The sequence below is a fragment of the Streptomyces sp. NPDC002784 genome, assembly GCF_053592135.1.
Genome location: NZ_JBSFVD010000014.1, coordinates 159,273 through 181,042 on the forward strand (window position 1 = coordinate 159,273; position 21,770 = coordinate 181,042).

Genomic DNA, 21,770 nt, shown 5'->3' on the forward strand with positions numbered 1-21,770 from the left:
GGTTGGAGCAGATGTCGGCGTTAGCGGGGTCAGGAGGCCATCGACGGTGTCGGCAGTTGGAATGAGCGGTCCCCGCTTGCGGGACTAAGCTGCGGAAGGACAGGGAGGGGAAGTTCCCCCCACTGCCTGACCGCTCTGAGGAGCGATTAACGATGTTCGAGAGGTTCACCGACCGCGCGCGGCGGGTTGTCGTCCTGGCTCAGGAAGAAGCCCGGATGCTCAACCACAACTACATCGGCACCGAGCACATCCTCCTGGGCCTGATCCACGAGGGTGAGGGTGTCGCCGCCAAGGCCCTTGAGAGCCTCGGGATTTCGCTCGAGGCGGTCCGCCAGCAGGTGGAGGAGATCATCGGCCAGGGCCAGCAGGCCCCGTCCGGGCACATCCCCTTCACCCCCCGTGCCAAGAAGGTCCTGGAGCTGTCGCTCCGCGAGGCCCTTCAGCTGGGCCACAACTACATCGGCACGGAGCACATCCTGCTCGGCCTGATCCGCGAGGGCGAGGGCGTCGCCGCCCAGGTCCTCGTCAAGCTGGGCGCAGATCTCAACCGGGTCCGGCAGCAGGTCATCCAGCTGCTCTCCGGCTACTCCGGGGGCAAGGAGGCCGCCACGGCGGGCGGCCCGGCCGAGGGCACGCCCTCGACCTCCCTGGTCCTCGACCAGTTCGGCCGCAACCTCACCCAGGCGGCCCGCGAATCCAAGCTCGACCCGGTCATCGGGCGCGAGAAGGAGATCGAGCGGGTCATGCAGGTGCTGTCCCGCCGGACCAAGAACAACCCGGTCCTGATCGGTGAGCCCGGTGTCGGCAAGACCGCCGTCGTCGAGGGCCTCGCCCAGGCCATCGTCAAGGGCGAGGTGCCCGAGACCCTCAAGGACAAGCACCTCTACACCCTGGACCTCGGCGCCCTGGTGGCCGGCTCCCGCTACCGCGGTGACTTCGAGGAGCGCCTGAAGAAGGTGCTCAAGGAGATCCGCACCCGCGGCGACATCATCCTGTTCATCGACGAGCTCCACACCCTGGTGGGTGCGGGTGCCGCCGAGGGCGCGATCGACGCCGCCAGCATCCTCAAGCCGATGCTGGCCCGCGGTGAGCTCCAGACCATCGGTGCCACCACGCTCGACGAGTACCGCAAGCACCTGGAGAAGGACGCGGCCCTGGAGCGCCGCTTCCAGCCCATCCAGGTCGCCGAGCCGTCGCTGCCGCACACGATCGAGATCCTCAAGGGTCTGCGTGACCGGTACGAGGCGCACCACCGCGTCTCCATCACCGACGAGGCGCTGGTCCAGGCCGCCACCCTGGCCGACCGGTACATCTCGGACCGCTTCCTGCCGGACAAGGCGATCGACCTGATCGACGAGGCCGGTTCCCGGATGCGCATCCGCCGGATGACCGCGCCGCCGGACCTGCGCGAGTTCGACGAGAAGATCGCCGGGGTCCGCCGGGACAAGGAGTCCGCGATCGACTCGCAGGACTTCGAGAAGGCCGCCTCCCTGCGCGACAAGGAGAAGCAGCTCCTCGCCGCGAAGGCCAAGCGGGAGAAGGAGTGGAAGGCCGGCGACATGGACGTCGTCGCCGAGGTCGACGGCGAGCTGATCGCCGAGGTCCTCGCGACCGCCACCGGCATCCCGGTCTTCAAGCTGACCGAGGAGGAGTCCTCGCGTCTGCTCCGCATGGAGGACGAGCTCCACAAGCGGGTCATCGGCCAGGTCGACGCCGTCAAGGCGCTGTCGAAGGCGATCCGCCGTACCCGCGCGGGTCTGAAGGACCCCAAGCGTCCCGGTGGCTCGTTCATCTTCGCCGGCCCCTCCGGTGTCGGTAAGACCGAGCTGTCCAAGGCGCTCGCCGAGTTCCTCTTCGGCGACGAGGACGCGCTGATCTCCCTCGACATGTCGGAGTTCAGCGAGAAGCACACGGTCTCCCGGCTCTTCGGTTCGCCCCCCGGCTACGTGGGCTACGAAGAGGGCGGCCAGCTGACCGAGAAGGTCCGCCGCAAGCCGTTCTCCGTGGTCCTCTTCGACGAGGTCGAGAAGGCCCACCCGGACATCTTCAACTCGCTGCTGCAGATCCTGGAGGACGGTCGGCTGACCGACTCCCAGGGCCGGGTCGTGGACTTCAAGAACACGGTCATCATCATGACGACCAACCTCGGCACCCGGGACATCTCCAAGGGCTTCAACCTGGGCTTCGCGGCCTCGGGCGACAAGAAGACCAACTACGAGCGCATGAAGAACAAGGTCTCGGACGAGCTCAAGCAGCACTTCCGGCCCGAGTTCCTCAACCGCGTCGACGACGTGGTCGTCTTCCCGCAGCTGACCCAGGCCGACATCCTCGCGATCGTCGACCTGATGATCGGCAAGGTGGACGAGCGCCTGAAGGACCGGGACATGGGCATCGAGCTCTCCCAGTCCGCCAAGGAGCTGCTCTCCAGGAAGGGTTACGACCCGGTGCTGGGTGCGCGTCCGCTGCGTCGCACCATCCAGCGCGAGATCGAGGACACGCTGTCGGAGAAGATCCTCTTCGGCGAGCTGCGCCCCGGTCACATCGTGGTCGTGGACACCGAGGGCGAGGGCGAGACCCAGACCTTCACCTTCCGCGGTGAGGAGAAGTCGGCGCTGCCCGACGTCCCGCCGATCGAGCAGGCGGCCGGTGGTGCCGGGCCCAACCTGAGCAAGGAGGCCTAGCCGCTGCGCTGGGCCTGAACCGAAGGGGCTGCCCCGGGACTTCGTCCCGGGGCAGCCCCTTTTCATGCCTAGGACAGCTGGCCGTCGTAGTCCGGCAGCTTGTACGTCTTCTCGGCGTGGCCGCCCGAGAGGTCGGTGGCGCTGTTGCCGATGTTCGCGATGATCGTGTAGCCCTTGTTCTCGATGTCGACGCGCTGGGCCGTCTTGTAGTCGCCGACGTTCCGGAACAGGTCGAGGAAGCCCCGGACGTAGAGTCCGGCGACCTTGTAGCCGCGGTACTTGAGGTTGTAGTCCGTGACCGACTGGATGATCCCCGGGCGGGCGGTCACGAAGAACAGGGCGACGCCGTGCTCCTGCGCGTACTTGGCGACCTCCAGGACCGGCTTGTTGGCCGGCTGGGGGTAGCTGAAGCCGAAGTCGGTCTCCAGGGCGGTGTTGTCTATGTCGAGCACGATCGCCTGCTTCTCGCCCGGCCTGGGGTTCGCGATCCGCTGCTTCAGCTGGGGCAGGGCCTGGTTCATCACCAGCCGGCAGTCCTGCTGCCAGGTGTCGTAGTCGACGTCCGCGGTGGCGGCGGCGGTGGCGGTGGCGACGGTCGGCGTGCCGGTGCTTGGCGCGGCCTGAGCGGGTCCGGCGAAAGCCACCAGGGCGGCGGCGGCGGAGGCGGCGGTGGCAGCTGTGCGGAGCGCCCAGGGGCGTCGGGTGGTCATGTGGGTGGGGGTCCCTTCGCTTACGGCCAGCATGTCGTGTGCATGTTCGTGCGAGTGGGTGGCGCGAGGGGAACCGTAGGGTTACTGGACGGTAGGCGGCTGGAGGCGTGCGTCATACGACGCGGCGGATCCGTTCGAAGGACGGGGTCACCGGGAGGGGCGCGAGGACGGCCGGGGGGATCTCGGTGACGTCCGGGGCGTAGACGACGGTGACCGAGCGCAGGTCGGGGAACAGGTCCGGGACGGCCGACAGGTCCTCGGTGCCCTGGAGGTTGTTGAGGCGGAGGTGGGTGACCCCGGGCAGGGGCGGGCCCTGCCAGCCGCCGTTGTGCTGCCAGTCGATGTGCAGATGCCGCAACTCCGGGAGCCGGGCGATCTCCTCGTGGTCGGCGGGGGAGAGCGCGGAGGTCAGCTTGGCGAGGCTCAGCCGCTTCAGCGAGCGGAAGTGACGCAGGCCGCGCAGGCCGGTCAGCTCCAGGGCGTGCTTGGTGAAGCGCAGGTAGCGCAGTCCCAGGTCCCGCGGCAGCGCCTCGTCGAGGGAGGCACCCTCCAGCAGGACACCGAGGTCGAGCTGGTCCAGCGTCGGCGAGCCGGCGAGGACGGACAGGTCGAGTCCCCGGGGCAGCAGGTCCAGGGAGAGCCAGATCAGCGGAAGACGGGCCACCGCGGACAGACTCTCCAGGTGGAAGCATCTGCTCACGTCCAGATAGCTCAGCCGGTGCAGGCCCGCCAGGCACCCCAGATCACGCAGTTCGTCATTGGCGCGCAGGACCAGCTCGGTCGTGGCCTCCGGGACGAGCCCGGCGCCGATCTCGTCCGCCGCGATACCGCCGACCAACTGGACGGAACGCCTGCCGCCCAACTCCCGCAGGAAGCGCAGCTGTTCGGCCGAGCGTGCGGTGAAGAACAGCTCCTCCTGCGGGAGATGCGCGACGATCTCCTCGCCGTACCGGCGCGTGGCGAACCGGGACCAGCTCCAGGAGAGCTGGGCGCGTACGTCGAGCCCCGGATGGCTCCGGAACCGGGCCAGCACCTGCAGTGCCGCCTCCGTGCCGATGAGGGACGCCGTGACGACGACCGCCCGCGCCTCCTCCTCGTCCAGCCGCTCCGGGCCGGGCAGCAGCTCCAGGACGAGCGGTCCCACGGAGGCCAGGGCGCGGGCTTCCTCCGTGGTGCGGGGCGGGATGAGCGAGGCCGCGTTGCGTTCGACCTCGGCCCGCACCCGCGGGTCCAGCTCCGTCGCGTGCTCCAGGGACGCCAGCGCCAGCAGCCGGATCCGCGCGCTCACCGCTCCGTCCGCCCGCCGTGCCGCCGTACTCAAGTCCCTTAGCAGATCCGCCCGTTCGCGCGGGCGGGCATGCGCCACCGCCATCCGGAGCACGTCCGCCCACTGCTCGTCCGCCGCGCCGCGCACCAGCAGTCCGAAGTCGCCGTCCTCCACGGCGGCCTTGGCGCCCAGGTAGTCCTGGAAGGTGCGGTGGACGAACTCCACGGTCCCGGCGGCCGGTTCGCGCAGCAGGCCGCTGCGGACCAGCAGATGGCGCAGGATCTGCCCGGCGTCGCCCTGCTCGCCGGCGACCGGCAGGGACGGCAGGACGTCGGCGATGATCCGCTCGGCGCGGTCGCGGTCCAGCTCGGACTGGTTGTTGCGGATCAGCCAGTACGCGAGCCGCTGCAGGAGCTGGATCTGCGGCAGCTCCGTGAGGAACACTCCGCCCGGTTCCCCGTGCGGGAACATGTCCCGCTCCTCGTCCCGCCGCGCCAGCAGCATCGACAGGGCGGCGTCGTACAACTCCTTGCGGCCGTGCGGGAGATACCCGCGCCGGTCCCGGTGCAGGGCGCAGATCAGTCCGCACATCAGCGGGTTGGTGGCGAGCCGGCCGAGGTCCGGCTTGGTGCGGACGGCGTCGAGCAGGGAGCGCCGGTAGCCGTCCAGGCGCTCCGGGTCGGGCGCGTCGATGCGGGCCGCCGTGTGCCAGCGGTCGATGAACGCGGCGACGTCGTCCTGGCTCATCGGGGTGAGCGCCAGCTCCGTGAAGCCGTCCGCGGCGAGCCAGTCCTCGTGCACGGCGGAGGGGCGGGAGGTGACCAGCCACTGGTTGCCGGGGTAGACGTCGAGGAGGTCGCGCAGCCAGCGGCGGGTGCGTTCCCGTTCGCGCTCGGGTATCTCGTCGATGCCGTCGATCAGCAGCAGGCCCCGGCCGGCGGTCAGGACGCGGTCGGCCCAGCCGTCCGGCTGGTTCCCGTGGAAGGGGACTTGTACGGCGGACAGGAAGGCGTCGGGCGCCGGGAGGCCCCGGCGGACCAGGGTGCGCAGCGGCAGGACGAACGGGACCCGGTCGCCGCGCTCCCCGCGGGCCGCGGTCACCGCGAGCCACTGCACGAGCGTGGTCTTGCCGGAGCCGGCCACCCCGCGCAGCAGCACCCGGTCGTGTTCCGCGAGGGCCTGCTCGGCGGGGAGGGCGCCGGCGGCGGAGGCGATGTGCAGCCCGCCGGGGCCGGTGGCGCGGTCGTCCTCGGCGGGGCCGAGGGCCTGGAGGCTGAGGTAGGCGGCGTCCAGGGGCCAGCGGCCGGGGGAGTGGGCCAGGTCGATGCCGTAGATCGTGAGCCGGCCGTGCCTGGTGGGGACGTAGGACAGATAGCGCCGCTCGAAGGCGGTGTCGGTGCCGCCGGTGGGAGGGGTGCGGGCGATCAGCTCGTCGACCTTGGCGATGAGCTCGCGCTGGCGCCGGGACTGCTCGACGAGGGTGCGGGCGACGAAGGCGGAGCGCTGGGTGAAGAAGTGCACGATGTGCAGGCAGGCGGAGGTGAGCAGGCGGACGTAGAAGTGACCTGCGTCATAGGAGAGTTCGCGGTCCGGGTGGCCGCTCGCGCGGCGCAGGGTCGCGGCCAGGTGCTCGTGCCCGAGGTCCACCGCCTGTACGTCCGTCATGGTCAGGTCGCCCAGGGCGTACAGGGTGTCGGTGAGGGCGTGCGCGACGGCCTGCTCCTCGTCGGCGCCGATGGGCCGCTCACCGCCCTTGAGGGCCTGGCGGACCAGCTCGGCGGAGAGCTTGTGCAGGGCGGGCCGGTCCAGGGTGCTCCGCTCGCCCCGGAAGGACACCAGCGCCGAGAGCCGGACCGGCCGGTCGACCAGGGCCGCGCCCGGGCCCTCCTTGACGAACAGCTTGCGCACCAGCGGACCGATCAAGCCGGACGCCAGCCTGGCGCCGAGTACTGCCGGGTCCAACCCGCCCTCCCCCGTCGTCACATGAACGCAGGTCAGCGTAGCGCCGGTCACATTCCGGCGTCCCTGGATCTTGGGGCCCGGTGACATGCCGCACAGGCGATTTGTCCGTTACTAGGTGGAGTAGTGGAAAGGTCCGTTCGGGCAAAAAGGACTTTTGCCGCGGAACCTCAGGGCCGGTTTTCCAGTCATGGACTGATTCGTCCCGGATGGGAGCTGTGTCAAGAAGGAGGCGGTTTTCCGGTGAAGTACTAGCTTGACTCGTAGATGGGGGGTTTGGGGGTGGATGGGGCTCGGGGGTACCAAGGACTGGCCCCATCCGGCAGCCGTCTGAGCGCCGGGTGGTTCTCATGTCCCCCACTCCACGAGGTTTTCGATGTCCCAGCGCGTCTCCGTCCGTTCTTCCCGTACGTCCACGCTCCGCACTCGCGTCGCCGCCGTGGCCGCCGCCCTGGGGGCGTCGGTCGTGCTGGGGGCCGGAGTCGCCTCCGCCGCGGAGCCCGCCGTCGCCACGACCGCGAAGACCGCCGCGACCGCGAAGGCGGCCAAGACCGCCAAGACCGCCAAGGCGGCCAAGGCAGCCAAGGCCGCCTCCTGGGTCAAGCCGGTGAAGAAGTACACGAAGTCGGCGAGCTACGCCCAGAACGGCGGCATGTGGCAGTCCACCCACAGTGGCCAGGACTTCGCCGTCTCCACCGGCACCAAGGTCTACGCCGCCCACGGCGGCACCGTGGTCAAGGCCGGTTCCAACGGCGCCGGTGACGGCCCGGCCTACGGCAACGCCGTCGTCATCAAGCACGGCAACGGCACGTACTCCCAGTACGCCCACCTGTCGAAGATCCAGGTGAAGGCCGGCCAGATCGTCAAGACCGGCCAGCGCATCGCCCTGTCCGGCAACACCGGCAACTCCAGCGGCCCGCACCTGCACTTCGAGATCCGTACGACCGCCAACTACGGCACGGCCGTCGACCCGGTGGCCTTCCTGCGCGCCAAGGGCCTGTCGCTCTAAGGCCGCGTGCTCCCGCGATGGGCCTGGATCACCAGGTCCATCGCCACCTCCAGAACGGCCTCGCGCTTGTCCTCGGGATCGGCGTCGAGGTCCTGGAGGAAGAACATCCCGGCGTGCAGGGCGAAGATCGCGCTGACGTAGCGGACCTGCTCGACCAGCGGGGCGTCGGGGTCGATGATGATCTCCCGCAGGCCCTGCATGCGCTCCTTGAAGGTCTCGCCGACGCGCAGTTCCCGTACCGTCGCCTGGTTCTCCTGCATGAACCGGTACAGCGGCGCCGCGTCGGTCAGGGCGTCGTTGTAGCGCCGTACGATCTCCTGCTTGGTCTCCAGGGTGTGCGGCTGGCCCTTGCCCCACTCGATCAGGTCCAGGATCGGCCGGGTCAGATCGTCGTAGATGCTGACCAGGATCTCTTCCTTGGTCTTGAAGTGGTAGTAGAGCGCCGCCTTCGTGACGTCGAGGTGCTCGGCGATCTCCCGCAGCGAGGTCTTCTCGTACCCCTGCTCGGCGAAGAGCTCGAGCGCCACGTCCTGGATGCGCTGACGGGTGTTGCCGCGGCGCCCTTGCTTGGTGCCATCCATGCCGCCCATGCCGCCCATCCTCGTACTCCTCGACGCTTGCCAAAAACTTACTTGACGCCCGGCTAGTTACGCCTCTACTTTCCTGCAGTGTAGACAACTAGCCGGTCGGCAAGTAAGTAGCGGGAGCTGGGGGAGTGGGAGTCATGGCGCAGACACAGGCCGTGGACGCGGTACCGGAGAAACCGGCCAGGAGCGTGCGGGTGGTCCTGCTCGCGCTCATGATCACGATGATGCTGGCGATGCTCGACAACATGATCATCGGTACGGCGATGCCGACGATCGTGGGTGAACTGGGCGGGCTCGAACACCTCTCGTGGGTCGTCACCGCGTACACCCTCGCCACCGCCGCCTCCACCCCGCTGTGGGGCAAGCTCGGTGACATGTACGGGCGCAAGGGCGTCTTCATGGGCTCGATCGTGCTCTTCCTGATCGGCTCCATGCTCAGCGGCATGGCCCAGGACATGGGCCAGCTCATCGGCTTCCGGGCCGTCCAGGGCCTCGGCGCCGGCGGACTCATGGTCGGCGTGATGGCGATCATCGGCGACCTGATACCGCCCCGCGAGCGCGGCAAGTACCAGGGCATGATGGCCGGTGTCATGGCGCTCGCGATGATCGGCGGACCGCTGGTCGGCGGCACCATCACCGACCACTGGGGCTGGCGCTGGGCCTTCTACATCAACCTTCCCCTCGGCATCGTGGCCCTGCTCGCCATCAGCGCGGTGCTGCACCTGCCGAAGAAGCGGGCGCAGGCGCGGATCGACTATCTGGGCGCCGCGCTGCTGACCGTCGGCATCACCGCGATCGTGCTGGTCACCACCTGGGGCGGCACCGAGTACGCCTGGACGTCCGCGCGGATCATGGAGCTGATCGGCATCGGCGTCGCCGCGCTCGTGGGGTTCGTGTTCTGGCAGACCAAGGCCGCGGAGCCGGTGCTGCCGCTGCACATCTTCCGCAGCCGCAACTTCACGCTGATGTCCGTCATCGGCTTCATCACCGGCTTCGTGATGTTCGGCGCCACGCTCTTCCTGCCGCTGTACCAGCAGTCCGTGCAGGGGGCGTCCGCGACCAACTCCGGGCTGCTGCTCCTGCCGATGCTCGGCGCGATGCTGGTGACCTCGATGGTCGCGGGCCGGGTGACCACCAACACCGGGCGCTACTACGTCTTCCCGGTCGTCGGCAGCGCGCTGATGGTCGTCGGGCTGTACCTGCTGTCCACGATGGACACCGGGACCTCGCGGCTGGTCTCCGGGGTGTTCATGGCCGTGGTCGGTCTCGGCATGGGCTGTCTGATGCAGATCACCATGCTGGTCGCGCAGAACAGCGTGGAGATGAAGGACATGGGCGTCGCGTCCTCCTCCACCACCCTCTTCCGCACCCTCGGCTCCTCCTTCGGCGTCGCGATCATGGGCGCGCTGTTCAATCACCGGGTCGGGGACGTCATGGCCGAGCGGGCCGGCTCCCTCGGCTCCCAGGTGACCGAGCAGTCCGCGCAACTGGACGCGGCGAGCCTGGCGAAGCTGCCCGAGGCGGCGCGGGAGGCGTACCAGCACGCGGTGTCCGCGGGCACCCACTCGGCGTTCCTGCTCGGGGCCGTGGTGGCGGTGGTCTCACTGATCGCCGCGGTGTTCGTGAAGGAGGTCCCACTGAAGGGGGCGGGCCCGAAGGAGGACGCCTCGACGCCTACGGCACCGGTGGCGGAGGCGGTCTGACGCCGGTGCGGGCAGCGGGCGGGGGTGCTCGGGGGCTGGGTTCTGCGGGGGCGTCGGCAGGTGTGCGGGGCGGTATCGGCGGGACTGCGCGGCGGTAGGAGCCGGGCCTGCGGGGCTGGGTTCTACGGGGGCATGGCAGGTCTGCGCGGCGGTAGCTGCAGGTTTGCGCGGCGGTATGGGCCGGGCCTGCTCGGCGGCTGGCTTCTACGACGGCATGGGCAGGTCTGCGCGATGGTATCGGCAGGTCTACGCGGTGGCATCGGCAGGTCTACGCGGTGGCATCGGGCTGGGTTCTACGGCGGGACTGGCCCAGGTGCGTTCGGCCGTGTCGGGTGGGCTTCTGCGGCGGGGCCGGGGGCCTGCGTGGTGGCATCCGGCAGTTCCGCTCGGTGGGACCGGGCGGGTTTGCTCGGCGGCATCGGGTCGGTTTTTGCGGCGGCGCGGGGCGGGTCTGCGTGGCGGGCATCTGACAGTTCCGCTCGGCGGTGTCGGGTGGGCTTCTGCGGCGGCGCGGGACGGGTCCGCGTGGTGGCATCCGGCAGTTCCGCTCGGTGGGACCGGGCGGGTTTGCTCGGCGGCATCGGGTCGGCCTCTGCGGCGGCGCGGGGCAGGTCTGTGTGGCGGCATCCGGCAGCTCCGCTCCGTGGGGCAGGACCGGCGCGTTCGGCGGTATCCGGTCGGCTCCCGTGGCCGTATCGCTCGGCTTGCCCGGGGTTACGGCAGCATCGGGTAGCTCCCCGTGTTCGTCGGCGCGTGTTCCGGGAGCCACAGCACCGCCACCGCCCCCTCCGCCGGTACGTGCTCCGGGGCGCCGGCCGGGCGGATGTTGCGGAAGGTGAGGCGGGCGCCGAGGACCCGGGCCTGGCCGGCCGCGATGGTCAGGCCCAGCCCGTGTCCGCGGCCGGCCCGGTCGCTGCTCCCGGTGCGGAACCGGCTCGGCCCCTCCGCGAGCAGCGCCTCCGGGAACCCGGGGCCGTGGTCGCGGACCCGGATGACCCGCCCCTCGACGGTGACCTCGACCGGCGGTCTGCCGTGCCGGGAGGCGTTGGCGAGGAGGTTGAACAGCACGCGCTCCAGGCGCCGCGGGTCGGTGGTGACCTCCGACTCGTGCACGACGCGGACCTCGGCATGCGGATCCTTCGCCGCGACCCGCCGGGTGATGAACTCGCCCAGCAGGATGTCCTGCAGCTCCGCCCGTTCCGAGGCGCCGTCGAGCCGGGCCACTTCCAGGACGTCCTCCACCAGCGTGCGCATGGCCTTCGCCCGGTCCAGGACCAGCTCGGTCGGCCGGCCCGGCGGCAGCAGCTCCGCCGCGGTGAGCAGCCCGGTCACCGGGGTGCGCAGCTCGTGCGCGATGTCCGCGGTGACCCGCCGCTCCGCCTCCAGCCGCTGCTGGAGCGCGTCCGCCATCGCGTCCACCGCCCGCGCGAGATCGTCCGTCTCGTCCCGGACCACGCCGCCGATCGCGTCCCGCACCCGCACGTCCGGCTCGCCCTGGGCGACCTGCCCCGCCGCGGCCGCCGCCTTGCGCAGCCGGCGCGACATCTGCCCGCCGATCAGCACACCGATCGCGCTGCCGCCGAGGACGACCGCGATGGAGCCGATCACCAGGGCCTGGTCGAGGTCGTTGAGGATGTCGGTGCTGCGGTCGGTGAACCCGGTGTGCAGGGACAGCACCCGCCCGTCCTGCACCGGTACGGCCGCCCATATGTCCGGTCCGCCGTCCGCGTCGGTGACGTACGTCGCCCGCCGCCCCTGCTCGACCTTCTCCCGCAGCGGCTCGGGCAGCCGCCGGTCGTCGACCTTGACGTTCGGGAAGTTCGGGCGCCCGGACAGCTCGTAGTTGCGCTGCGCGATCTGGATCCGCTCGTCGGCGAGATCGCGCGCGTTGTCCAGCATGGACACCCGCGCCGCGTTGTGCACGACCAGGCTGAGCGCGACCGCCACCAGCGCGCCGACCAGCGCGATGGCCGCACTCAGCTTCCACTTCAGCCCGGTACGGATATCGGCCGCGCGCAGATCCGCGCGGCGCCAGGTGATCCCCCGCATTCCCCGCCCCGCTCAGGCCTTGAGCTTGTAGCCGAAGCCGCGGACCGTCTCGATCCGGTCCTGGCCGATCTTCGTGCGCAGCCGCTGCACATGGACGTCGACGACCCGGGTGTCCCCGCCCCAGCCGTAGTCCCACACCCGCTCCAGGAGCTTGTCCCGGGAGAGCACGGTGCCCGGCGCGGAGGAGAACTCCAGCAGCAGCCGCATCTCGGTCGGCGTGAGCGCGACCGGCCGGCCCGCCCGGCGCACCTCCATGCCCTCGGTGTCGATCTCCAGCTCACCGAAGGTCAGCACCCCGCCGGCCGCCGCCGCCCCCGGCTCCTCGCCCCGGTCGCCGCCGCTCGCGTGCCCGAACCGGCGCAGCACCGCGCGGATGCGCGCGACCAGCACGGCACCGTCGAACGGCTTGGTGACGTAGTCGTCCGCGCCCGCCTCCAGACCCAGCACGACGTCGATGGAGTCGGCACGCGCCGACAGCATGATCACCGGCACGGTCGACTCGTCCCGGATCCGCCGGCACAGGCTGACGCCGTCCAGTCCGGGCACCATCACGTCCAGCAGGGCGATGTCGGGCCGGTCCGCCCGGAATGCCTCCAGGCCCGACAGGCCGTCGGGCATGGCGGTGACCGCGAAGCCGTCCCGCTCCAGGGCGAGCTGGGTGGCCTCGCGGATGACGTCGTCGTCCTCGACGAACAGAACGTGGGTCTGGTCTGCCATCCCGGTGCTCTCAGTCCTCGTGGTGGTGGGTGTCCTACTGGGAGATCGGTCCGAGCGCCCGATCGGTTCATCCGGGCGCCCGACCGGCTCATCCGGGCCGCGCTCAGGCCTCCGGCACCGGCGAGGGCGCGTCGCCGACGACCGTGCCGTAGTCGTTGTGCCAGAAGTACTCCTGGGCGAAGCGGCCCTGGCGCCAGCGGTACGTGATCACGTTCTCGCCGGACGGACTCGACACCGGGTCGCCCTTCTCGTACACCTGCTTGCTCACCACCAGATCACCGCGGTCGATCTGCGCGTACACCGGCGGTTCCTCCGCCTTGAACACATTCTCGTACGCGCCGTTCTGCTCGCGATACACATACGAGCCGACGCCGACACCGTCTCCGCAGGTCAGGACGTTGACGACGACATCGTCGGCGGTGCCGCCGGTCAGGTCGCCGTAGGACGTGTCGAGCGGGTAGGCGTCGGCGGCGCAGGGCTTGAGGCCGCGCTTGACCTCGGTCGAGACCTTGGGGTCCGCCTTGATCAGCCGGACCAGCTCGGTCGCCCCGGGGCGACCGGCCGCCGACGGCGAGGGGGAGCCCTGCGGGGCCACGGCCGCGCCCGCCGCGGCCTCGTCCTGCGCCGGGCCCTCGTCGCGGGCGCCGGTGCCGCCGGTGCCGCAGGCGGAGGTGAAAAGGGCGAGGGCGGCGAACACGGTCACCGCCGTGATCACCGCCTGGGAGGTCCCCCGGGGCCCGGTCGCCCTGGTGGCCGCACTGGCTAGGCCGCGCAACGCTCCCGCTCCTCACGCTCCAGCGCGCGTGCGTCCAGATCGCGGCTCTCCAGCTCCTCGCGGAGCCGGGCGAGCGCCCGGTGCAGCGTGCTCTTGACCGTTCCGGCCGACATGCCGAGGGCGGCGGCCGTCTCCTCCGTGGACATCTGCTCCCAGTGTCGCAGCACGACCACACTGCGCTGCTTGGGGGCGAGCACCTTCAGGACGTCCATCAGCAGGGCGCGGTCCGCGTGCTGCTCGGTGGAGTCGTCGACCGAGGCGTCCGGGAGCTGCTCGGTCGGCACCTCCTCCAGCTTGCGCGCCCGCCACCACTCGGTCCGCGTGTTGATCATCACCCGGCGCAGGTAGGCGTCGGCGAGCCGCTTGTCCTCTATGGTCTCCCAGCGGCCGTACGTCCGGGCCAGTGCCGTCTGGAGGAGGTCCTGGGCGTCCACGGGGTCCGGGACCAGCCGGCGCGCGCTGCGCAGCAACGCGTCCTGCCGGGTGCGGACGTACTCCTCGAATTCGAGCACCTCGCCCTGCGCCATGTTGACCGCCTCCGATTCCCCGTGTACTTCGCTGCCGTGCCACCCCGTCGGGCACGGCACTGAAGCTACGGAGGCGTTGTCACGGCGCTGTCCGAAGCAGCCTGCGGCTGGCAATCGGCTGTCCGTCGGTTGTGTAACGGAAGTAGGCCAGGGGTAAAGGAGCGCACTGTATTGGTGTGGTACGGGGTGATTTGTCGCGCGCGTCAGGTCAACGGCAGCCGATACGAACCACCGGGCAGCGGCTCCACCAGACCGTCCGCCACCAGACCGTCCAGCGCCCGGGCGCGCTGCACCGGCTCGTGCCATACGCGGTCCAGGACCGCCTGCGGCACGGGCGCGTGCGCCTCGCGCAGCACGGCGAGCAGCTTGCCGCGGACCTGGCGGTCGGTACCGGCGTAGGTCTGGCCGCGGCGCGGCGGGCCCTCGTGCTCCGGCTTGCCCGCGAGCCGCCAGGCGCACTGCGCGGCGATCGGGCAGCGGTGGCACGACTCGTTCTTCGCCGTGCACACCAGCGCGCCCAGCTCCATGGAGGCGGCGGCCCAGCGCGCGGCGGTCCGCTCGTCCTCGGGCAGCAGCGCGCGGGCGAGCCTGCGCTCGGCGGCGGTGGTGGCGTTCGGCGGGTACCGCACGCCGGTCACCGCCCGCGCGAAGACGCGACGGACGTTGGTGTCGAGCACCGGGTGCCGCTGCCCGTACGCGAAGGAGGCGACCGCCGCCGCCGTGTACTCGCCGATCCCGGGCAGGGCCAGGAGCTGTGCGTGGTCGGTGGGTACGTCGCCGCCGTGCCGTTCCGTTATCGCGACCGCGGCGCTGTGCAGCCGCAGTGCGCGGCGCGGATAGCCGAGCCGGCCCCAGGCGCGCACGGCCTCGCCGGGGGCCTCGGCGGCCAGGTCGGCGGGGCGGGGCCAGCGGGCGAGCCACTGCTCGTAGACGGGCAGGACCCGATTCACGGGTGTCTGCTGGAGCATGAACTCGCTGACCATCACCCCCCACGGCCCGGCTTCGGGCCGCCGCCAGGGCAGATCGCGGGCGTGGCCGTCGAACCAGTCGATGACGGGGGTGTGCAGCGGCTCGCCGCCGGGGGAGTCGGAGGGGGCGGCCGGGAGGGCGTCGGGCTTCGTGGGCGCAGTCATGGCCCTACCGATCCTGCCATGCGAGGGCGGGGGCACGGGGGGACCGCCACCCCTTGGGGGTACGGCGGGTTCCGCGGACCGCGATCACGGACGGTGATCGTCGGGTCGGCACCGTCACACGCTGCGACCGTCGCGTGCCCGATCCGACCAAAGGCCGGGGCGGGGACGGCGGTTGGGGTGACGGTCCGGGATGATGATCCGGAAAAGTTGCGGCCCGGGGCGGCGGGTGGCGCCGGCTAACGCGCCGATCTCTCGTACAGTTTGCGCCGTGGGATCTCTGCGCAATCCGGTCGGGCCGCTTCCCTCCTCCATCTACTGGCGTCGGAGGGCCGTACTGCTGTCCGTGCTCGCCCTGTTGGCGCTGCTGATCGCCTGGGTGCTCACCTCGGGCGGAGGCGGCAACAACGGCGCCGACGGAAGCAACGGCAAGAATCCCGCACCCTCGACGATCACGCCGGGACCGTCCGGCTCCGGGCCGGCGATCAGCCAAGCCCCGGGCGGGCGGGACGAGTCGGGCGACGAGGAGACCGGCGGCGGGTCGGGATCGGACTCGGGGTCCGGTGACGGTTCCGGTGACGGTTCCGGATCTGGCTCCGGCGATTCGGCGGGGTCCGGTGACGGGTCGGGTTCCGGCTCCTCCGACGGCAGCGCGGGCGGCTCGACGGGCCGCGGTACCGGCGTGGGGGCGGGCGACGCGATTCCGGCGGGCTCCTCCCTGCCCAACTGCACCGCGGGCGCGGTGAAGTTGACGGTACGGAGTGTCCGGAACACCTACGGGCCCGGTGAGACGCCGACGCTTCGGCTCACGGCGACCAACTCGTCGGGGAGCGACTGCAAGGTCGATCTGGGCCCGAAGAACGCGGTGGTGACGATCACTCAGGCGGGCGAGGACGAGGAGTACTGGTCCTCGGCGGACTGCCCCAGGACCGCCGGCCACCTGGTGTTCCGGGTCGCGGCCGACAGCAGCGTCACCTACGCCGTCAAGTGGGACCGCAAGCCGAGCGCCGCTCAGTGCGCCACGCCCCCGGCGGGTTCGGCGGCGGCCGGCACCTACCTGGTGGAAGCGAAGGCCCCGGGCTTCGCGAAGGCGCAGACGTCGTTCGTGCTGGCGAAGGACTAGGCCCTGCCCGCAGCGTGCCGGTAACTACCGGCACGCCGCTCCGGACTCAGACGTAGCGCTCCAGGATCGAGGACTCCGCCAGCCGCGACAGCCCCTCGCGCACGCTCCGGGCCCGGGCCTCGCCGACGCCGTCCACGGTCTGGAGGTCGTCCACGCTCGCGGCGAGCAGCTTCTGCAGTCCCCCGAAGTGCTCCACCAGGCGGTCGATGATCGCCCCGGGCAGCCGCGGCACCTTCGCCAGCAGCCGGAACCCGCGCGGCGACACCGCCGAGTCCAGCGCCTCGGGCGACCCGGTGTACCCCAAGGCCCGGGCCACCGTGGGCATTTCCAGCAGCTCCGCATGGCTCAGCGCGTCCAGCTCGTACAGCGCCTCCTCGACCGTGCGGGACCGCTTCGCCGTCGGCTCGGGCACGTAGTCCCGGACCACCAGCTCCCGCTCGGGCTCGACGCCCGCGATCAACTCGTCCAGCTGAAGCGCCAGCAGCCGCCCGTCGGTGCCCAGCTCCACCACGTACTCGGCGATTTCGGTGGCGATCCGCCGCACCATCTCCAGCCGCTGCGCGACGGCCGAGACATCCCGGACCGTCACGAGGTCCTCGATCTCCAGCGCCGACAGCGTGCCCGCGACCTCGTCGAGCCGCAGTTTGTACCGCTCCAGGGTCGCCAGCGCCTGGTTCGCCCGGGACAGGATCGCCGCCGAGTCCTCCAGCACCCGCCGCTGCCCGTCGACGTAGAGCGCGACCAGCCGCATGGACTGCGAGACGGAGACCACGGGGAACCCGACCTGCTTGCTGACCCGGTCCGCCGTACGGTGCCGGGTGCCCGTCTCCTCGGTGGGGATCGTCGGATCCGGCACCAGCTGCACGCCCGCGCGCAGGATCTTGGACAGGTCGGAGGAGAGCACGATGCCGCCGTCGAGCTTGCACAGCTCCCGCAGGCGGGTGGCCGTGAACTCGACGTCCAGGACGAATCCGCCGGTGCACATGGCTTCGACGGTCTTGTCGGAGCCCAGCACGATGAGCCCTCCGGTGTTGCCGCGGAGGATCCGCTCAAGGCCGTCGCGCAGGGCCGTGCCTGGTGCCACGGCGCTCAATGAGGCGCGCATCAGGCCATCGGCACCGGAGCTCCCACCGGACTTTCCGGGAGCTGCTGCCCGGTCGTTGGCTGCCACTGCACTCCTCCGGTCGCAAGTTCTGGGGCGCTCCCGTTTCGCACACTCGGTTCGTACGGACGGGCGAGACCAGGGCAAAGTCTACCGGCGGTCCTCGTCGTCCCGTGGGGCCTCTCGCCGACGGGAGCGCGGAAGCACGCGCAGGGCGTCCCCTATGTCCGCGACTTCCAGCACCTTCATGCCCGCGGGGACCTTCCCGGGATCGCCCGGCACGAGGGCGTGGGTGAAGCCCAGGCGGTGTGCTTCGGAGAGCCGGCGCTGGACGCCCGTGACCCGTCTGACCTCGCCCGCAAGGCCCACTTCGCCGATCGCGACCAGGTTCTTCGGCAGCGGGGTGTCGCTGGCCGCGCTGGCCAGCGCGAGGGCGATGGCGAGGTCCGCGGCGGGCTCGGAGAGCTTCACTCCGCCGACCGTCGCGGAGTAGATGTCCCGCTTGCCCAGGGCGCTGATCCGGCCCCGCTGTTCCAGTACGGCGAGCATCATCGAGACCCGGGAGGTCTCCAGACCGGAGGTGGTGCGGCGCGGGGAGGGGATCTGCGAGTCGACGGTGAGCGCCTGCACTTCGGCGACCAGCGGGCGGCGGCCCTCCAGGGTGACCGTCAGACAGGTGCCGGGGACCGGTTCGTCACGTCGGGTCAGGAAAAGTCCGCTTGGGTCGGTAAGTCCGGTGATGCCCTCGTCGTGCAGTTCGAAGCAGCCGACCTCGTCGGTCGCGCCGTACCGGTTCTTGACGCCGCGCACCAGGCGCAGGCGCGCGTGCCGGTCGCCCTCGAAGTGCAGCACGACGTCCACCAGGTGTTCCAGCAGCCGGGGTCCGGCGATGGCACCGTCCTTGGTGACATGGCCCACCAGGAGCGTGGACATCCCGCGCTCCTTGGAGGCCCGGATCAGCGCCCCAGCCACCTCCCGCACCTGGGCCATGCCGCCCGGGGCGCCGTCGATCTCGGGGGAGGCCACCGTCTGCACGGAGTCGAGGATCAGCAGGGACGGCTTGACCGCGTCCAGGTGGCCGAGCACCGCCGACAGGTCGGTCTCGGCGGCGAGGTAGAGATGCTCGGCCAGGGCCTTGATGCGGTCGGCGCGCAGCCGCACCTGGCTCGCCGACTCCTCGCCGGTGACATAGAGCGTGGGATGTTCGTCACTGGCCGCCTTGGCCGCGACGTCCAGCAGCAGGGTGGACTTGCCGACGCCGGGCTCGCCGGCGAGCAGCACCACGGCCCCCGGCACCAGCCCGCCGCCGAGCACCCGGTCCAGCTCGGGCACGCCGGTGGACCGGGCGGTCGCCGTCCGCCCGTCGACCTGCCCGATGGGCAGCGCGGAACTGGTGACGCGCCCCGGCGCGGTCGTCCGGACCGCGGGCGCGCCGTACTCCTCGACGGTGCCCCAGGCCTGGCACTCCGGGCACCGCCCGAGCCACTTGGCCGTCTGCCACCCGCACTCGGTGCAGCGGTAGGACGGACGCTCTTTGGCGGACTTCGTACGGGTGGCCATGGACGGAACGGTATAGGCCCCCACTGACAATGCCCCCGGCGCCGCCGGTGCCGAGCGGCCGTCCGGGAGCGGGACCCGCCCCGCACCACCCCGGCCGGCCTCATGAACCGGCCACGACCCATGGGAACCGGCCATGGAATCCGAGGCCGGTGTCCCCTTATGAGGGATCGTTTCACCCGTACGGATTAAATGTGCTCAAGGTGGAAGAAGCCGCCTTGCCGACCCGCCTACGGTCCACGGGTGATGAGCAGCCGACCGGAGACCACGACCCGCACCACCGGCGCACACCGAGCGCACCGCGAGGCGCGCGACCGAGGCGCCGCGCGCACCCTCGCGCAGCGCCCGCCCGCGCGTTACGAGCCGTACCTGGACGGCCTGTTCACCTACTGCCTCTCCGTCCTGTGCGACCACGACACCGCGACCGCCGCCCTCGGCGACGTCCTCGCCCTGGCCGAGCGCCGGGGCCAGCGCGTCCCCGAGTCCGCCGCCGACCGCCGCGCCTGGCTGTACGCCCTGGCCCGCTGGTCCTGTCTGCGCAAGCTGGCCGAGGCCAAGCAGAAACGTCAGGGCGGTCACGCGGCGGGCCGCTCCGGCACTCCCCGGCAGTCCGTCACCCCGCCCGTCTCCGAGCAGGTCCAGGAGGAGCGCAGGCGCCAACTCGCCCTGCTGGCCTGGCCGGAGGCCGCCGGGACCACTCCCGAGCAGCGTGAGGCGCTCGAACTCGCGGTACGCCACCATCTCGCCGCCCACGAGGTCGCCGCCGTCCTCGGCATGGACCCCGCCGCCGCCCGCGAACTGCTCGCCTCCGCCGCCTGCGAAGTCGAGCGCACGCGCGCGGCCCTCGCCGTGGTGGAGACCGGCGACTGCCCGAGCGTCGCCCGCCTCACCGGCGACCACCAGCTCGTCCTCAGCACCGCCCTGCGCCGCGAGCTGGTGCGCCACGTCGACGACTGCCCCCGCTGCCGCCGCACCGCCGAGCGCGCGGTCCCCGGCCGCTGGCCCGGCGCCACCGTCACCCCCGCCGAACTGCCCGTCCTGGAGGCACCCCGCGCGGCCCTGTGCGTCGCCATGGCGCGCGTCCCGCGCGCGCGGGGCACCGCTCCCCGCTTCGACCGCCGCGGCTTCCCGATGGACCCCAAGGACCGGGCCGCCCGCCGGGACCGTCTCCGCGCGCGTGCCGTCACCACGACCGTCGTCGCCACCGTCGTCGCCGCCCCCGTGCTGGCCCTGTGGGCCGCCTACCGGGGCACGCCCACCGGCGAGACCACCGAGGGCCGGGCCGCCGGCGCGAGCGAGGCGCACGGCCCGGACGCCCTGAACAGCGCCGCGGCGGGCGGTGGTTACGAGAACGCGGGCAACGCCGGCGCCCGCCCCGGCGGCGGCTTCACCAAGGGCGGCAAGCCCGATGTCACGGTGGAGGTCATCAGCGTCACCGGAGCCGGGAAGAAGGGCGCGGGACACCTGGAGGTCACGGCGGGCCACCGCGGCGACACCACGCTCATCACGCTGACCGCGACCGGCGACGCCCCGGTCCGCTGGTCCGCCACCACCGGCGCCCACTGGCTCTACCTGAGCCGCTCGTCGGGAACCCTCGCCCCCGGCGAATCGTTGACGATCAAGGTGTACGTCGACCCGCTGCGCGAGCCGTCCGGGTACTGGACCGCACGGGTCGCCGTCTCACCCGCCGGAGCCGTCGTCCGCATCGAGGGCTACGGCACCGCGCCCAGCCCCTCCGACCCCGGACCCTCTAACCCCGGGCCCTCCGACCCCGATCCGCGGCCGACGGATCCCACGCCGAGCGACCCGCCCCCGACGTCCCCGGACCCCACGCCCACCGACCCCGAGCCGACCCCGACCGACCCGTCGCCCACGGATCCCACCCCGAGCGACCCGCCGCCCTCGTCGGCCGACCCGGATCCGCCGCCGTCCGACCCGGCCGATCCGTCCGGCTCCGCGCCGCCGGAAAGCAGCGGCGACCCGAGCCCGTCCACGTCGTAGTCCGCGGGCCGTCAGACCACCGGATCCGCCGGATGCGGTGCCAGCAACGGCAGCTGCGAGGCCAGCCGCTCCTCGCACAGCTCGACCAGGCGGTCGTAGCCGGCCTTGCCCATCAGCTCGGTCAGCTCCGCCCGGTAGGAGACGTACACCGGGTCACCGGCGCCGTGTGCCGAGGTCGCCGAGGTGCACCACCAGTGCAGATCATGGCCGCCGGGGCCCCAGCCGCGGCGGTCGTACTCGCCGATCGACACCTGGAGCACCCGGGTGTCGTCGGGCCGGTCGATCCAGTCGTAGGTCCGCCGGACCGGAAGCTGCCAGCAGACGTCCGGCTTGGTCTCCAGCGGCTCGCGGCCCTCCGCGAGGGCCAGGATGTGCAGCGAGCAGCCCGCGCCGCCGGCGAAGCCCGGCCGGTTCTGGAAGATGCACGAGCCCTCGTAGGGGCGGGTCTGCCGGGAGCCCTCGTCGTCCTCCGAGATCCACCCCGTCTGTGTGCCCACGTCATGGTGCTGCCAGATCTCCGGCGTGAGCCTCGCCACGTGCTCCGCCACCCGCTTCTCGTCGTCCTCGTCGGAGAAGTGGGCGCCCAGGGTGCAGCACCCATCGGCCGCGCGGCCCGGCTGGATGCCCTGGCAGCCGCTGCCGAAGATGCAGTTCCAGCGAGAGGTCAGCCAGGTCAGATCGCACCGGAAGATCTGCTCGTCGTCTCCCGGATCGGGGAACTCCACCCACGCGCGTGCGAAGTCGAGCCCCTTCTCATCCGCGGCCAGGGCCTTCTTCGCCTTCTTCGACAGCATCACCTGCGAAGAACCGCCGGATGATTTGGCCGTCTTCTGGTCCTTCGCCTTTTTCGTCTTTGGCACGCGTCCAGAGTAA

Annotated in this window: 16 protein-coding genes; 5 read left to right on the plus strand and 11 right to left on the minus strand. The window is 71.5% G+C overall.

The annotated features are described in order from the left end of the window. The first annotated feature begins 152 nt into the window (after positions 1–152). Positions 153–2,681 carry an ATP-dependent Clp protease ATP-binding subunit gene (locus ACWD1Z_RS23850; protein ID WP_250077158.1) on the plus strand — a complete coding sequence of 843 codons (2,529 nt, stop codon included), beginning with the start codon at positions 153–155 and terminating at the stop codon, positions 2,679–2,681. 68 nt (positions 2,682–2,749) lie between these two features. Here the strand turns inward: ACWD1Z_RS23850 and ACWD1Z_RS23855 are convergent, their stop codons facing one another. Both ACWD1Z_RS23855 and ACWD1Z_RS23860 read right to left on the minus strand, forming a co-directional pair. Then, complete coding sequence (locus ACWD1Z_RS23855; protein WP_451121583.1) at positions 2,750–3,391, minus strand: HAD family acid phosphatase; 642 nt, start codon at positions 3,389–3,391, stop codon at positions 2,750–2,752. Positions 3,392–3,503: 112 nt separating this feature from the next. Then, positions 3,504–6,620: an NACHT domain-containing protein gene (locus tag ACWD1Z_RS23860; RefSeq protein WP_451121585.1), complete on the minus strand. Its 3,117-nt coding sequence runs from the start codon at positions 6,618–6,620 to the stop codon at positions 3,504–3,506. Positions 6,621–6,993: 373 nt separating this feature from the next. Between ACWD1Z_RS23860 and ACWD1Z_RS23865 the strand changes: the two genes are divergently transcribed. Further along, positions 6,994–7,626 carry a M23 family metallopeptidase gene (locus ACWD1Z_RS23865; RefSeq protein ID WP_451121587.1) on the plus strand — a complete coding sequence of 211 codons (633 nt, stop codon included), beginning with the start codon at positions 6,994–6,996 and terminating at the stop codon, positions 7,624–7,626. Here ACWD1Z_RS23865 and ACWD1Z_RS23870 read toward each other — a convergent pair. Beyond that, positions 7,623–8,216, minus strand: coding sequence for a TetR/AcrR family transcriptional regulator (locus tag ACWD1Z_RS23870; protein WP_451121589.1), 594 nt, complete (start codon positions 8,214–8,216; stop codon positions 7,623–7,625). The genes ACWD1Z_RS23865 and ACWD1Z_RS23870 overlap by 4 nt on opposite strands. A 134-nt stretch (positions 8,217–8,350) precedes the next feature. On the opposite strand from ACWD1Z_RS23870, the gene ACWD1Z_RS23875 reads away from it, so the two are divergent. After that, on the plus strand, positions 8,351–9,916 hold the full coding sequence (locus ACWD1Z_RS23875; RefSeq protein ID WP_451121591.1) for an MDR family MFS transporter: 1,566 nt from the start codon (positions 8,351–8,353) through the stop codon (positions 9,914–9,916). 714 nt (positions 9,917–10,630) lie between these two features. Here the strand turns inward: ACWD1Z_RS23875 and cseC are convergent. From cseC to ACWD1Z_RS23900, 5 genes are all read right to left on the minus strand, one after another. Continuing rightward, complete coding sequence (cseC, locus tag ACWD1Z_RS23880; RefSeq protein ID WP_451121593.1) at positions 10,631–11,965, minus strand: two-component system sensor histidine kinase CseC; 1,335 nt, start codon at positions 11,963–11,965, stop codon at positions 10,631–10,633. Between the two features lie 12 nt (positions 11,966–11,977). Then, complete coding sequence (gene cseB, locus ACWD1Z_RS23885; RefSeq protein WP_383314851.1) at positions 11,978–12,682, minus strand: two-component system response regulator CseB; 705 nt, start codon at positions 12,680–12,682, stop codon at positions 11,978–11,980. 103 nt (positions 12,683–12,785) lie between these two features. After that, the gene (locus ACWD1Z_RS23890) at positions 12,786–13,457 is read right to left on the minus strand and encodes a hypothetical protein (protein ID WP_451121595.1); all 672 of its coding nucleotides are present in this window, start codon (positions 13,455–13,457) and stop codon (positions 12,786–12,788) included. Next, entirely contained in the window at positions 13,445–13,984 is a 540-nt protein-coding gene (locus ACWD1Z_RS23895) for a SigE family RNA polymerase sigma factor (protein ID WP_400121735.1), read from the minus strand. The genes ACWD1Z_RS23890 and ACWD1Z_RS23895 overlap by 13 nt, the downstream gene beginning before the upstream one ends. Positions 13,985–14,187: 203 nt before the next feature. Continuing rightward, positions 14,188–15,117, minus strand: coding sequence for an A/G-specific adenine glycosylase (locus ACWD1Z_RS23900; RefSeq protein ID WP_451121597.1), 930 nt, complete (start codon positions 15,115–15,117; stop codon positions 14,188–14,190). Positions 15,118–15,385: 268 nt separating this feature from the next. On the opposite strand from ACWD1Z_RS23900, the gene ACWD1Z_RS23905 reads away from it, so the two are divergent. Beyond that, positions 15,386–16,237, plus strand: coding sequence for a hypothetical protein (locus tag ACWD1Z_RS23905; RefSeq protein WP_451121598.1), 852 nt, complete (start codon positions 15,386–15,388; stop codon positions 16,235–16,237). A 46-nt stretch (positions 16,238–16,283) separates the two neighbouring features. Here the strand turns inward: ACWD1Z_RS23905 and disA are convergent, their stop codons facing one another. Together disA and radA are read right to left on the minus strand one after the other, a co-directional pair. Then, positions 16,284–17,408 (minus strand): DNA integrity scanning diadenylate cyclase DisA, encoded by a 1,125-nt coding sequence (gene disA / locus ACWD1Z_RS23910; RefSeq protein WP_451121600.1) that lies wholly within the window; start codon positions 17,406–17,408, stop codon positions 16,284–16,286. Between the two features lie 81 nt (positions 17,409–17,489). Further along, a complete protein-coding gene (gene radA / locus ACWD1Z_RS23915) occupies positions 17,490–18,899 on the minus strand; it encodes a DNA repair protein RadA (protein ID WP_451121601.1) in 1,410 nt (469 codons plus the stop codon). Between the two features lie 240 nt (positions 18,900–19,139). Between radA and ACWD1Z_RS23920 the strand changes: the two genes are divergently transcribed. Then, on the plus strand, positions 19,140–20,897 hold the full coding sequence (locus ACWD1Z_RS23920) for a BACON domain-containing protein (RefSeq protein ID WP_451121603.1): 1,758 nt from the start codon (positions 19,140–19,142) through the stop codon (positions 20,895–20,897). 11 nt (positions 20,898–20,908) lie between these two features. Here the strand turns inward: ACWD1Z_RS23920 and ACWD1Z_RS23925 are convergent, their stop codons facing one another. Beyond that, positions 20,909–21,757, minus strand: a complete 849-nt coding sequence (locus ACWD1Z_RS23925) for a hypothetical protein (protein WP_451121604.1) — start codon at positions 21,755–21,757, stop codon at positions 20,909–20,911. Between the last annotated feature and the right edge of the window lie 13 nt (positions 21,758–21,770).

Coding starts and splice junctions, on each gene's coding strand:
- ACWD1Z_RS23865 (WP_451121587.1), top strand. CDS start 6,994: ATGTCCCAGCGCGTCTCCGTCCGTTCTTCCCGTACGTCCACGCTCCGC.
- radA (WP_451121601.1), bottom strand. CDS start 18,899: ATGGCCACCCGTACGAAGTCCGCCAAAGAGCGTCCGTCCTACCGCTGC.
- ACWD1Z_RS23855 (WP_451121583.1), bottom strand. CDS start 3,391: ATGACCACCCGACGCCCCTGGGCGCTCCGCACAGCTGCCACCGCCGCC.
- ACWD1Z_RS23900 (WP_451121597.1), bottom strand. CDS start 15,117: ATGACTGCGCCCACGAAGCCCGACGCCCTCCCGGCCGCCCCCTCCGAC.
- ACWD1Z_RS23895 (WP_400121735.1), bottom strand. CDS start 13,984: ATGGCGCAGGGCGAGGTGCTCGAATTCGAGGAGTACGTCCGCACCCGG.
- cseB (WP_383314851.1), bottom strand. CDS start 12,682: ATGGCAGACCAGACCCACGTTCTGTTCGTCGAGGACGACGACGTCATC.
- cseC (WP_451121593.1), bottom strand. CDS start 11,965: ATGCGGGGGATCACCTGGCGCCGCGCGGATCTGCGCGCGGCCGATATC.
- ACWD1Z_RS23870 (WP_451121589.1), bottom strand. CDS start 8,216: ATGGGCGGCATGGATGGCACCAAGCAAGGGCGCCGCGGCAACACCCGT.
- ACWD1Z_RS23875 (WP_451121591.1), top strand. CDS start 8,351: ATGGCGCAGACACAGGCCGTGGACGCGGTACCGGAGAAACCGGCCAGG.
- ACWD1Z_RS23850 (WP_250077158.1), top strand. CDS start 153: ATGTTCGAGAGGTTCACCGACCGCGCGCGGCGGGTTGTCGTCCTGGCT.